The organism is uncultured Phenylobacterium sp. (genome assembly GCF_902826855.1).
Classification (GTDB): Bacteria; Pseudomonadota; Alphaproteobacteria; order Caulobacterales; family Caulobacteraceae; genus Phenylobacterium.
Map to the genome: position 1 here is coordinate 1 of NZ_CADEGK010000136.1, position 12,893 is coordinate 12,893.

Genomic DNA, 12,893 nt, shown 5'->3' on the forward strand with positions numbered 1-12,893 from the left:
GACACTGTCGCCGTCCGCCAGCAGATTGCCCACCGCGTCTCGCACCTCCACCGCCATGGGCCCGGACCTCGCGGCCATCTCGGCCGCAGCCACCCATTCGCCTGTGACCTCGTCAAAGAGGAACTCGTCTTCGCTGTTGTTCATGGGGGCCGCTCCGCTGCTGGAGATAGCGGTAGTGTCTCGAACGGTCGCGCGCCACCGGTACTGGCGTCCCGTGCGGCATCGGTCGAGGGGTATTGCGGGGACCTGAGACTGTGGGCGACGAACTTGGGCGGTGGAATCGCCTTCCTCCTCGTCGGGCTCGCGCTCTATCGCATCGGCGCCGAAGTGCAGCAGCCCTACCGCGCCCATATTGCGCATGAGATAGATTAGTCCCCACTCCACCCCACTCGGCGGTTCGAGACGTCCGGAACTTGGCTTGGGGCCGGGAAGCGGATGTTCATGGGCAACTGGATGCTGGTCCCCGCAGGTTCGGCCCCGTGCTGAATTCGACTGCGCGACGCCGACGCAGTGACACCTGAGATTCATGACGGCAGGCGCAGTTTAGGCCTCAGGTGGCCTCAGCAACTCGCTCATCCATTCCCAGAGCGCCGGCGTCGCAGCGACGAGCAGCCCGACCTTGTCATCGTCGACGCGATAGGGAGCCCCATCATAGCGCGCCACCCGCCCGCCGGCCTCGTTGAGGAAGAGCGCGCCGGCGGCGTGGTCCCAGGCGAAGGTGCGGTTGACGAACGCGATGTCGTTCTGCCCCAGCGCGATGCGGGGATACTGCTCAGCGGCGCATCGCGGAATCCCGACTAACGAGGTCCGCGGCTCAAGGAGCGCCTGCATCCGCGGCGCGTACCTGGGATCTGCCAGGGCAAGAGAAAGGGCGACGACGGGCTTCTCCTGCCCCGACCCCAGCGACCAGATGCGCTCGCCGTCGACAAAAGCGCCCTGACCCCGTGTCGAATGGCAAAAGCGGCCCGTCAGCGGGTCATAGATCCAGCCGGCAATCGTCTCGCCCGCCTCCGCAAGCGCGACCAGAATGCCGAAGGGGGGCTCGCTCCTGGCAAAGTTGTTCGTGCCGTCGAGGGGATCGATGATCCAGCACAGGGCGTCACCCAGCCTCTTCAACAACGCCGGGTTCAGGGACGCCGCTTCTTCGCCGACGATAGTGGCGTCCGGCAGCAGCCGCGCGAGCCCGTTCGCAAGGATGGCTTCGCTGTCATGATCCGCGATCGTGACCACGTCGTCGGGAGCCTTGGCGCTGACCTCATGGGCCTGAAGCGAGCGGTAGCGGGGCAGGATCGCCCGCTCGGCAGCCTCACGGACCAGGGCGAGAACGGATGACGTCAGCGTGTCCATGAGGCATCTAGCCCGCGGTCTAGTCGACCCGTCTCGACAATTCGGTCCCCTCGCCCAGCCCCCAGACGCCCAGCGACCACAGAAAGGTCATGGGCAGGATGGGAGATCGCCTCGCGGAACCGCGTCGGAGTTCACCGCCGGGATGAGCTTCAGCCCTTCATCACGATCAACATCATCGCCATCGCCGCGTATACAGTACCGCATGGAAGGAGCACCCGCCGGAAGGTTCCTATTTCGGCGGCTGGTCGCCAACGGCTATTCAACGGCGAAGACGTCCGTCTGGGCGGCGCCATCCGCAAGCTCCCGCTTGTCCGTCAGAACGTAGAGAGGACCTGAGAACCATGACCGAAGCCTGGATCATCGACGCCTGCCGCACCCCACGCGGCGTGGGCAAATACCCCAAGGGCGCCCTGTCCGAAATTCACCCGCAGCGCCTCGGCGCGACCGTGCTGCGCGCCCTCGCCGAGCGCAACAAGCTGAACACCGCCGAGGTGGACGACGTGGTATGGGGAACCAGCGCTCAGGTCGGCAAGCAGGGCGGCGACCTCGGCCGCATGTCAGCGCTGGACGCCGGCTACGACGTCCGCTCCAGCGGCATGACCCTCGACCGCTTCTGCGGCTCGGGCATCACGACGGTGAACATCGCCGCGGCCAGCATCATGTCCGGCATGGCTGACCTGGTCATCGCCGGCGGCTGCGAGATGATGTCCATGCCCATGCGTCGCAGCCCGGAGGACGGCCCGCCGACCATGGACCGCGGCAACCTGCATCTGCGCGCCCTGCAGCCACAGTCGAACCAGGGCGTCTGCGCTGACGCCATCGCGACGCTGGAAGGCATTACCCGGGAGGACACCGACCGCCTGGCCCTGGAGAGCCAGCGCCGCGCCGACATCGCGATCAAGGAAGGCCGCTTCAACAAGAGCCTGATCACCGTCTACAAGGACGACGGCAGCGTCGCGCTGGACCATGAGGAGTTTCCGCGCCCACAGACGACGCTGGAGGGCCTCGCCGCTCTGAACCCGTCGTTCGCGCAACTGGCCGACATCGCCATCGACGACAAGGGCACGACTTATCGCAGCCTGATCCAGCAGGTGTATCCGGACCTGAAGATCAACCACATCCACCACCCGGGCAACTCCTCGGGCGTGGTGGACGGCGCGGGCGCGGTCCTGCTGGCTTCGCCGGACTATGCCCGAGCCCATGGCATGAAGCCGCGCGCGCGCGTCATCGCCATGGCCAACCAGGGCGACAGCCCGACCCTGATGCTGAACGCCCCGGTGCCGGCGGCCAAGCGCGTCCTCAAGCGCGCCGGCCTCAACTTGGAAGACATCGACCTGTTCGAGATCAACGAAGCCTTCGCCGTGGTGGCCGAGAAGTTCATCCGCGACCTGAAGCTCGACCGCGACAAGGTCAACGTGAACGGCGGCGCCATGGCGCTGGGTCACCCGATCGGCGCCACGGGATCCATGCTGGTCGGCACGATGGTCGACGAACTGGAACGCCGCGGCCTGCGCCGCGGCCTGGTCACCATGTGCGCCGGCGGCGGCATGGCCCCGGCCGTGATTGTCGAGCGCATGGACTAAACGCTGAAAGGGCCCGGGCGTTGGTCGCCTGGGCCCTGATGCCGCCAAGCCTGCATACCCACAGAACCTGGTCTAGACCTCGCTAGGGCGGCGAAGCGCCAGCGGTTCGCCGGTCAGGGCAGCCATGTGCTCGGCCTCGCCTTGAATCGCTGCGTCGCGCAGGTCGAGGTCTCGGCGGATCACCGCGTGGCGGGCGGCGGTGAGGCGGTAGCCGATGAAGCACGCGCCGCCCAGGAGGACGAAGCTGGTGGGGGTGATCAGGTAGACCAGCTCCATCGCGTGGATGGCCTCGCGGGTGTTTGCGGCGCCGGCGCGGGCGTCGAAGCCGATGCGCGCCAGCAGCTGATAGGTCAGGAAGATCGACAGGGCCCCGGCGACCTTGCTGGTGAGGGTGGTCAGGGCGAAGAGCAGGCCCGCCCGCTCCTGGCCCTGTTCCAGGCGCATCAGGTCGCTGACGTCGGCGACCATCGCCCGGGTCAGCACCACGAAACCGGAGGAGAAGAAGCCGAAGGCCAGCATGATCGGGATGGCGACCACCATGTCGCCTTGGGGGATGGCCATCAGGGTCGCCATCATCGCCCCGAAGCCGGCGCAGGCCACCATCGTCGCCCGGTGCTTGCCGATGCGCGTGGCCAGCTTGCCCATCGCCGGGGCGCCCACGAAGCCCACGAGGATGTTGACCAGCAGGAGGAGGCTGGCCTGGCCGAGGGTGAAGCCACGGGAGGCGGTGAAGAAGAACAGATAGAGGGCGCTCATGCAGCCCGGGCCCAGGGACAGGCAGAGGTCGGCCGCAAGGATGCGGGCCATGTCCGGCTGGGTGACCAGGGCGACGTAATCCTTGAGGCGGAAGTGAGGATGCGCCGCGCTCGCGGGGGCGACATACTCGGGCGTGCGCCACAGCATCAGGGCCACCGCCACGGGGGTGGCGGCAATGATGAACCAGCCCATGCCCTGGACCCCGGCGGTCTCGCTGTAGCCCAGTTCCTTCAGCAGCAGGGGGGCCAGCAGGACGCAGGCCTGGCCGCCCACCCCCACCGCGGTCATGGCGGCGAACAGCCGTGTGCGCTCGTCATAGGTCTTGCTCAGCGTCGAGGCCCAGGCCGAGTGCGCCAGAACGATGATCGAGAAGCCGACGTACATCATCAGCAGCCAGCCGATCAGGTAGACCTCGGTGATGCCGGGCGGCGGCAGGAACAGCCGGTGGATCGATACCAATAGGATCGGCGTGCCGATCAGCATCCACAGGCGGTATCGGCCGATGCGCGTGCGCGTGCGGTCCATCGCCATGCCCAGCAGGGGGTCCAGCGGGATATCGATGAGCCGCACCAGGGCGAAGGCGCCACCGACGGCGGCGAGGCTGACGCCGATGTTGCTGGCGAAGTATTTCGGCAGGTAGACGCTGATCGCGAGCGCGATCGCCATCACCGGCAGGTTGGCGCCGGCGAACGCGAATGTCGTCGAGCGCGACATCGGCGGCCGGTTCAAAGCTGAGACCATCCTGCGTCTTCCTTCCAACCGGCGCCGCATCTACCGTGCGGGTCACCAAGGAAAGGCTAGTCTGCTTCACGACCCGGCAGGCAAGCGCAATCCACCCCTACGACGGGCGCACGCACCGGGCGGCGTGCGCGCCCGCACGCCCCCGCTCGCCCGTCAGCCGGACCTTGGCCGCGATGCTCTGGCGGATCGAGCGGGCCAGCCGCTGGGCCGAGCGCACCAGGCCGTTCAGCGTCTCCGGATCCGTCGTGGCCAGCGCCTGGGCGTTCACATGCCGCGCCAACGCCATGTCCTGCGCCGCCAGCTCGGCGAGGATGGCCTCGTCAGGGTCGATGGGGGCTGGCGCCTCGGACATGGCGGGGAGTGTAGGACGGGGGTACGTCAGATGCGGACGTAGGGGGGTGGGGTTTGTCTGTGGCGCCGCCGCCCGGGCACCGGACCGCTCGCGTCCGGCGCGAAGGTCGGCGAAGCGCCATAAACGTTGCCGCGTGATGCGGGCGGGGCCGCGACCTAGAGCTCGCTCTCGCCGGGTAGGCGGACGCGCAGACGCCGGGCGCGCTCTTTAAAGGCGTCCGTCCCGCCCTCGAGGATGTCACAGACCTGTTGGCGAATGACCGGATTCTCCAGGCTTCCGGCCTGATAGGTGATCTCGGGCAAGGCGTCCGGTTGATGCGAACCGCAGGTCGCCACGATCACCTGGTCGGCGTCGGCGTTCACAACCAGGTTCGCGTTGTGGGTGACGATCATCACTTGGCGGCGCAATTTCGCGGCCCGGAAGCGGGGCACAAGTTCGTCGAAGATCGACTTCGGGTCCAGGTTCTCCTCGGGTTGGTCGATGACCAGCGGGCGAAGGTCCTCGTGATCCACGGCCAGGTAAAGGAGCAGGAGGACGATCCCGCGGGTGCCGGGCGAGAGCTGGTCGATCTCCGTCTGATCGTATTGGACGCCGTAGGCGATCTTAATGTGTTCCACGCTGTAGAACCATCGCGAAAGGTCCGAGCCCCAGCGGCGGTAGGCTTCCCGGTCCGCCGGATCAACTATCGACTGCAGGCGGAAATCGTTGCGATAGGTCTCAAGGAAGCTGGACATCGTGGCGGCGATCGCCTCTGGGGTTCCCGTCTCCCAGACCGTTTTCAATTGAGCGGTCGCGAGTTCCGCCAACTTGCCGTTGCCGCGGAACGCCCCGGTCTTCCGGGTGTCTATGAGGGTTTCGCCCTCCTTGGCCCAGCGCTCGATATCGGCCGTCCGACGCACCTCGAACGTCAGCTTCGCGAGAGCCCCCTCCTCGACGTCTAAGCGCGCCTTCAAGGGCGCGTAGAGGGACTCAAGTTCAGCCTGCTGTTCGGCCACGGCGGCCATAACCGCTTGATAGGCCGTGTTGCGGTCGGCGATCAGCGTCGTGATCCGGATACTCGCGCCTTCCGCCGCGGCGATCTCGCGGTCAAGCCTGGCCGCCGCAGCCTCATCGACTCCGATCTGCTGAGAGAGTTGCGAGTAGCGCTTCGCCTTGTCTTTATCGACGCCAACGATCCCCTGGATTCGGGCGTGTTCAGCTTGCAGGACCGCCAGTGCGGGCGTGGACAGATCAGCATCGTCGTCGACGAAGGGGCCTTCGCCCGCCGGTGTTCGTCCGCGGAGGGCGGCGATCTGCGCCTCAACCGCGGTCTTCGCGGTTGAGAGCGCCTCGTCGACGTCGCCGTCATACTCGAGGCGGAAGCGGGCCCACGCGGCGTCGCTGAGGCCGGCCTCGGCGTGCTTGGTCCGAAGCTGCCGAAGCTGCACCGCGGCCGTCACCGTCCGGAACGCTGTCACCTCCTCGACCAGGGCCAGGATCGCCTGCCGCCGGCGTTCGGCCTGCTCCAGCGCCTGCTGCTTAGCCTCGACGGCTCGGGACAGAGCTTCGAACCGCGCCGCTCGATCGGCGTCGCCCTGGGGGATCAACGCTGCGCGGTCATTCTTGAGCTTGCCGGCGTTGGTGAGGTGCCCTTCCCGCTGCGTGCGCAGGCGTTGCAGGCTCGCGGCCCGGTCACGCTCCTGGCGGATCTCCTCTGAAAGCGTCCCGAGCGCCTCCGCCTGGCGCTCATGGGCCGCGGTCGCACGGGCGCAGCGCATCTGCAGCAGTTCTTCGAAATCCGTGGCTCCCAGGCGATCGTCGGGGCTGTGGGCCTGGAAGATCACCCGATGGATCTCGCCCATGAGCTCCGTCGTGACCCCGTCGGCCGCGCAGAGGCGGTCGACGAACTGCTGGGAGAGGTATTGGGCGCGGGGCCATTCAACCACGTCGAAATATTCGGCGTGGCGGAGCCCCGCCCCCGTCGTCTCGCCGTCCGCCCAGGAAAGCTTGACCCGTTCATCACGGAGCTTCGGCTTGGCCCTATGCAGGAAGGACCGTTCGTTCACCTGCCCCGGGGCGGCGTAGGCGCCGGCCGCCACCAGATCGGCGAGCGCCGTCTTGCCAGAGCCCCGCGCCCCGATCACGCAGACGAGTCCGGCGTTGAGCGGCAAGGTCGAATTGGGGAGCCAGGCGGCGTCGCTAACGTCGACCTGGGCGATGATCTGGGAAGGAAGCCCGTGCGCGGGCGGCACCGGACCGATGAAGACCCGATCTTCCGGCTCCAGGGCGGCCTGCCGGAGACTTTCGAAGGTCGGATCCCCCTTAATCCAGCAGCGGCGATTCTCGGCAGGCTTGAGGACGCGATCCAACTGGTGGGCGTCGCACCCGTGGATGCAGGCCTTGCGACCGTTGTAGCGGGCATCCAGCTCGGCCCTGGAGATCTTGTCCGTCTGCCCGAGCCAGAACGGGCGCTGCGAGGGCGTGGCGGTGAACATGAAATGCGCGAACGACTCGATCTCCGCCCGCAAAGTCGCGAAGGACGCATCGCTCCCGAGGCCCGCCATACCGTCGTTGCTGCTGGCCGCTACGGCGACCAAGACATTGTCCTGCACCCACACGTTGCGCTTCCAGGCCGTCCGCAGCTGTTCGAAGTCGACCTTGAACTGGTTGGCACCCTCCGCAAGTAGCGCCTTGGGGTCTGTCAGGTTCGGCTTGTGCTGGCGACCGAGCGTCCGGAGATCATCGGGGTCGCAGTGCAGGGTCGTGCCCGAGACGAAGGTAAGGCCCTTGAGGAACTGTTTGATTAGGGCGACGTGGTTGGGATCATCGGGCGAGACGAGCAGATGCAGATTGATCGCGCTCTTTCCGGTGCCCGTGTTTAGGCGCAGCTCGATGTTCGGGAAAACGACCTCGACGGACGGCAACCGTCCTTTCGCCCGCACCAGGAATTCCTCGTAGGCAGCGACACCAAAGTAGTCGGTGATCCCCAACGCCTGGACAGCCGGCCCCGCGGCCTCGATCGCGGCGAGGTAGGCTTCCCAGCCTTCGTCGCCGCGCGGGAAGTCGTCGTTGAACAGGGTGCCCGGTGTATGGATGTGCGGATCCCAGCGGCGCCAAATCGAGCCGCCTGGATAGTCCGGCCGTCCTGTCCGATAGCTGGCCAAAGTGCAGCTTCCATTTCCGTAGGGGCAGGATATGGGCCGCGCTGACCCTCCCTAGCAAGCAACAACTGTGGTGGTTAACCAAGCCCCTTGCGCGCGAACCATCAGCGTGCCGAATCCGCGCGGCGATGGGTTGCGATGCAGGACCGCGCGGCGAGTTCGGCCGCCGCCCGGGTGGGCGCCTCGCCGCGTCCAATGGGCCGGATCATGTCGGGTGCGTAGGCCGACCAGGTCCAATGTGGCCAGCGCGGGCGAACGTCGTAGTAGCGGCCTGCATGCATCGACATGGCGGTCTCCCTTGAGACGAACCATAATGCCCAGGTACGCCAGAATCGGTCGCAGCGATGAAGGCTGCGCTCGCCTATCTCAGCCTCTGAGCGTCACAAGCCGCTGCATAGAAGCCGCGCTCCTGCGCCCTAGAGGAGACCTCCCACAGGTCACCAACGTGTCAGGAGGAGACGGTCGGCTCTCCGCTGTCCGGCGTCAGCAGAAAAGGCCTCGGTCCCCGCTTTCGCGGGTTGGAAGGCTGGCAGGGGCTCCGCTCGCCCCCCCTCACCCCGCCATCAGCTGCGCATTCACCGCCGCCGCGCACTGCCGCCCTTCGCGGATGGCCCAGACGACCAGGGATTGGCCGCGGCGCATGTCGCCGCAGGCGAACACGTTGGGGCGGGTGGTCTTGTAGTCGACGATGCTGGCCTTGACGTTGCCGCGGGGGTCCAGCTCGACGGCGCTCTGGTCGACCACGCCGGCCTTGCGGGGGCCGACGAAGCCCATGGCCAGCAGGATCAGGTCTGCCTTCAGCTCGAACTCCGAGCCGGGGACCTCGCGCATCTGCATGCGCCCGTCGTCCGCCTTGGCCCAGTCGATGCGCACGCACTGCAGGGCGGTGACCTTGCCGCCCTGGCCGATCACCTGCTTGGTGGCCACGGCGAAGTCGCGCTCGCAGCCCTCCTCCTGGCTGGACGAGGTTCGCATCTTCAGCGGCCAGTCGGGCCAGACCAGCGGCTTGTTCTCGTGGGCCGGGGGCTGGGGCATGATCTCCAGCTGCACCACCGAGGCCGCGCCCTGGCGGTTGGAGGTGCCGATGCAGTCGCTTCCGGTGTCGCCGCCGCCGATCACCACCACGTGCTTGCCCTTGGCGGAGAGCGTGCCGGTGGGGGCGGCGGTGGCCTCGTCGTCGCCGGCGTTGCGCTTGTTCTGCTGGGTCAGGAACTCCATGGCGAAGTGCACGCCCGCGAGGTCCTCGCCGGGCACGCCCAGGCCGCGCGGGTCCTCCGCGCCGCCGGCCATCACCAGCACGTCGTAGTCGTCGAGCAGCCGCTGCACCGAGGCCGTGACGCCGACCTCGAAGTTGGTGCGGAAGATGACGCCTTCCTGTTCCATCTGCCGGATGCGCCGGTCGATGAGGTGCTTCTCCATCTTGAAGTCGGGGATGCCGTAGCGCAGCAGGCCGCCGATGCGGTCGTTCTTCTCGAACACCGTGGTGGCGTGGCCCATGCGGGCGAGTTCCTGGGCGCAGGCCAAGCCCGCCGGGCCGGAGCCCACCACGCCGACGCGCTTGCCGGTGCCGCGCAGGGTGGGCTGGGGCGTGATCCAGCCCTCTTCCCACCCGCGGTCGATGATCTGGCACTCGATCGTCTTGATGGTGACCGGGTTGTCATCGATGTTCAGGGTGCACGACGCCTCGCAGGGCGCCGGGCAGATGCGGCCGGTGAACTCCGGGAAGTTGTTGGTCGAGAGCAGGTTGTCCAGCGCCTCGCGCCACTGGTCGCGGTGGATCAGCTCGTTGAAGTCGGGGATCTGGTTGTTCACCGGGCAGCCCTGGTGACAGAACGGAATCCCGCAATCCATGCAGCGCGACGCCTGCTGCCGCAGCTCGGCCGCCGGCAGCGGGTGGACGAATTCCCTCCACGTCTTCAGGCGCTTGGCCACGGGCTCGTAGCCGCGCTCCCGCCGTTCGATCTCCAGGAAGCCGGTCGGCTTGCCCATCAGCAAGGTCCCCTAAACTCTGACTTAGACGGTACTAACTACTCGGCGGCCACGGCGGCCGCGGTGGCCCGTTCGGCCGCGAGATCCTTGAGCGCCCGGCGATAGTCGCGCGGCATCACCTTGACGAATGCGCCGACCGCCTCGTCCCAGTGTTCCAGGATATCGGCGGCCCGCTTGCTGCCGGTGTGCAGGTGGTGGCGCTCGATCAGGATGCGCAGGCGCTCGGCGTCGTGGGCCAGGAGGTCGCCCATGCCGCTGTTCTCCACCGAGACGGAGCGCTGGCTGGGCCGACCGGCCTCTTCGATGCCGCCGGCCGGCGTGGGTTCGACCGTTTCGAGGTCGACCATCGCCTTGTTGGCGAGCTCGGGGAAGCGGCGGCTCGGGTCGTAGACATAGGCCACCCCGCCGCTCATGCCCGCGGCGAAGTTGCGGCCGGTGTCGCCCAGCACCACCACGACGCCGCCGGTCATGTATTCGCAGCCATGGTCGCCTAGGCCCTCGACCACCGCCACGGCGCCGGAGTTGCGCACCGCGAATCGCTCGCCGGCGACGCCCTCGAAGTAGGCCTCGCCGGCAATGGCGCCGTAGAGCACGGTGTTGCCGACGATGATGTTGCGGGTCGGGTCACGGAGCGACCCGGCCGGCTGGCGCACCACCACCCGGCCGCCCGACAGGCCCTTGCCGACGTAGTCGTTGGCGTCGCCGATCAGCGTCAGGGCCACGCCGCGCGCGGCGAAGGCGCCGAAGCTCTGGCCCGCCGTGCCGCGGAAGGTGAGCGCGATGGTGTCTTCCGGCAGGCCGGCGTGGCCGTAGCGCTTGGACACCTCGCCGGAGAGCATGGCGCCCACCGTGCGATTGATGTTGCGCACCGTGTACTCGCCGCGGACCGGCTTGCCGTCCTCGAGCGCGATCTGCGCGTCGGAGATCAGCGTGTGGTCCAGCGCCGCGGCCAGGCCGTGGTCCTGGCGGTCCTGGTTCCACAGCCCCTTCTGCCCTTCGGCAGGGGCCGAATAGAGGATGCGGCTGAGGTCGATGCCGTGGGCCTTCCAGTGGTCCAGCGCCGGGGCCATGTCGAGGCGGTCGACCCGGCCGATCATCTCGTTGAGCGTGCGGAAGCCCAGGTCGGCCATGATCCCCCGCAGCTCCTCGGCCACGAAGAAGAAGTAGTTGATCACGTGCTCGGGCTGACCGGTGAAGCGGGCGCGCAGCACCGGGTCCTGGGTGGCGACGCCCACCGGACAGGTGTTGAGGTGGCACTTGCGCATCATGATGCAGCCGGCGGCGATCAGCGGCGCGGTGGCGAAGCCGAACTCGTCGGCGCCCAGCAGCGCGCCGATGGCCACGTCGCGCCCGGTGCGCAGGCCGCCGTCCACCTGCACCGCGATGCGGGTGCGCAGACCGTTGAGCAGCAGGGTCTGCTGGGTCTCGGCCAGGCCGATCTCCCAGGGCGAACCGGCGTGGGTGAGCGAGGTGAGCGGCGAGGCGCCCGTGCCGCCCTCGAAGCCGGAGATGGTCACGTGGTCGGCGCGCGCCTTGGCCACGCCGGCCGCGACCGTGCCGACGCCGACCTCGGAGACCAGCTTCACGGAGATGCGGGCCTTCGGGTTGACGTTCTTCAGGTCGTGGATGAGCTGCGCCAGGTCCTCGATGGAATAGATGTCGTGGTGCGGCGGCGGGCTGATCAGGCCCACGCCGGGGGTCGAGTGGCGGACGCGGGCGATGTTCTTGTCGACCTTGTGGCCGGGCAGCTGGCCGCCCTCCCCGGGCTTGGCGCCCTGGGCCATCTTGATCTGGATGTCGTCGGCGTTGACCAGGTACTCGGAGGTGACGCCGAAGCGGCCGGAGGCGACCTGCTTGATCGCCGAGCGCATGGAATCGCCGTTGGGCAGACGCACGAAGCGGTCCGGCTCCTCGCCGCCCTCTCCGGTGTTCGACCGCCCGCCGATGCGGTTCATGGCGATGGCCAGGGTGGTGTGGGCCTCGCGGCTGATCGAGCCGAAGCTCATGGCGCCGGTGGAGAAGCGCTTGACGATTTCCGCCGCCGGCTCGACCTCGTCCAGCGGCACGGGCTGGCCCGGCGTGAACCGCATCAGGCCGCGGATGGTGAGCAGCCGCTCGCTCTGTTCGTTGATCGACTTGGCGAACCGGGCGTACTCGTCCGGCAGGTTGCCGCGCACCGCGTGCTGCAGGCCGGAGATCGATTCCGGCGTCCAGGCATGGGTCTCGCCACGCAGGCGCCAGGCGTACTGCCCGCCGACGTCCAGCATGGTCTTGTAGATCGGGTTGTCGCCATAGGCGTCGCGGTGGCGGCGCACGGCCTCCTCGGCGACCTCGGCCAGGCCGACGCCCTCGATGGTCGAGGCGGTGCCCGTGAAGTACTTGGCGATCAGCTCGGACGACAGGCCCACGGCGTCGAAGATCTGGGCGCCGCAGTAGGACTGGTAGGTGGAGATGCCCATCTTGGACATCACCTTCATGATCCCCTTGCCCACCGCCTTGATGTAGTTCTTGCGCACCTCGTAGGAGCCGTAGGGCAGGCCGTTCTTGACCCGCAGGTGCTCCAGGGTCTGGAACGCCAGATAGGGGTTCACCGCCTCGGCGCCATAGCCTGCGAGCACGCAGAAATGGTGCACCTCGCGCGCCTCGCCGGTTTCGATGACCAGGCCGGTCTGCATCCGCAGGCCCTGGCGGATCAGGTGGTGGTGCACCGCCGCGGTGGCCAGCGCCGCCGGGATCGGGATGCGCCCCTCCGACACCGCCCGGTCCGACAGGATCAGGATGTTCATGTCGGCCAGCACGCAGTCGGTGGCCTCGCGGCACACCTCATCCAGCGCGGCCTTCAGGCCGGCAGCGCCGGTGGACGCGTCCCAGGTGATGTCGATGGTGGCCGTGCGGAAGGCGCCGTCCAGTAGCTCGCTGACGGCCCGGACCTTGGCCAGGTCCTCGTCGGTGAGGATCGGCTGGGCCACCTCCAGGCGCTTGTGC

8 protein-coding genes are annotated in these 12,893 nt (G+C 68.0%); 1 reads left to right on the plus strand and 7 read right to left on the minus strand.

Annotated features, from left to right (window positions below; genetic code table 11):
- Positions 1-543 precede the first annotated feature (543 nt).
- Complete coding sequence (locus QZV94_RS17145) at positions 544-1,347, minus strand: inositol monophosphatase family protein (protein ID WP_293679361.1); 804 nt, start codon at positions 1,345-1,347, stop codon at positions 544-546.
- 341 nt (positions 1,348-1,688) lie between these two features.
- Here QZV94_RS17145 and QZV94_RS17150 point away from each other — a divergent pair, with 341 nt between their 5' ends.
- The gene (locus QZV94_RS17150; protein ID WP_293679363.1) at positions 1,689-2,930 is read left to right on the plus strand and encodes an acetyl-CoA C-acetyltransferase; all 1,242 of its coding nucleotides are present in this window, start codon (positions 1,689-1,691) and stop codon (positions 2,928-2,930) included.
- A 72-nt stretch (positions 2,931-3,002) separates the two neighbouring features.
- Here the strand turns inward: QZV94_RS17150 and QZV94_RS17155 are convergent, their stop codons facing one another.
- The 6 genes from QZV94_RS17155 to gltB form a co-directional block, all read right to left on the minus strand.
- Complete coding sequence (locus QZV94_RS17155; RefSeq protein ID WP_293679365.1) at positions 3,003-4,427, minus strand: MFS transporter; 1,425 nt, start codon at positions 4,425-4,427, stop codon at positions 3,003-3,005.
- Between the two features lie 97 nt (positions 4,428-4,524).
- Complete coding sequence (locus QZV94_RS17160) at positions 4,525-4,779, minus strand: hypothetical protein (protein ID WP_293679367.1); 255 nt, start codon at positions 4,777-4,779, stop codon at positions 4,525-4,527.
- A gap of 155 nt (positions 4,780-4,934) precedes the next feature.
- On the minus strand, positions 4,935-7,922 hold the full coding sequence (locus QZV94_RS17165; protein WP_293679369.1) for a TrlF family AAA-like ATPase: 2,988 nt from the start codon (positions 7,920-7,922) through the stop codon (positions 4,935-4,937).
- Positions 7,923-8,023: 101 nt separating this feature from the next.
- A complete protein-coding gene (locus QZV94_RS17170) occupies positions 8,024-8,206 on the minus strand; it encodes a hypothetical protein (protein ID WP_293679371.1) in 183 nt (60 codons plus the stop codon).
- A 265-nt stretch (positions 8,207-8,471) separates the two neighbouring features.
- Positions 8,472-9,908 carry a glutamate synthase subunit beta gene (locus tag QZV94_RS17175; RefSeq protein ID WP_293679373.1) on the minus strand — a complete coding sequence of 479 codons (1,437 nt, stop codon included), beginning with the start codon at positions 9,906-9,908 and terminating at the stop codon, positions 8,472-8,474.
- 38 nt (positions 9,909-9,946) lie between these two features.
- Positions 9,947-12,893: glutamate synthase large subunit (gene gltB, locus QZV94_RS17180; RefSeq protein ID WP_293679375.1), on the minus strand; the 2,947-nt coding region annotated here is incomplete at its 5' end.

Bases quoted from the DNA above. Each gene is read 5' to 3' on its own strand.
- QZV94_RS17145 (WP_293679361.1), bottom strand. From the start codon at position 1,347: ATGGACACGCTGACGTCATCCGTTCTCGCCCTGGTCCGTGAGGCTGCC.
- QZV94_RS17150 (WP_293679363.1), top strand. From the start codon at position 1,689: ATGACCGAAGCCTGGATCATCGACGCCTGCCGCACCCCACGCGGCGTG.
- QZV94_RS17155 (WP_293679365.1), bottom strand. From the start codon at position 4,427: ATGGTCTCAGCTTTGAACCGGCCGCCGATGTCGCGCTCGACGACATTC.
- QZV94_RS17160 (WP_293679367.1), bottom strand. From the start codon at position 4,779: ATGTCCGAGGCGCCAGCCCCCATCGACCCTGACGAGGCCATCCTCGCC.
- QZV94_RS17170 (WP_293679371.1), bottom strand. From the start codon at position 8,206: ATGTCGATGCATGCAGGCCGCTACTACGACGTTCGCCCGCGCTGGCCA.
- QZV94_RS17175 (WP_293679373.1), bottom strand. From the start codon at position 9,908: ATGGGCAAGCCGACCGGCTTCCTGGAGATCGAACGGCGGGAGCGCGGC.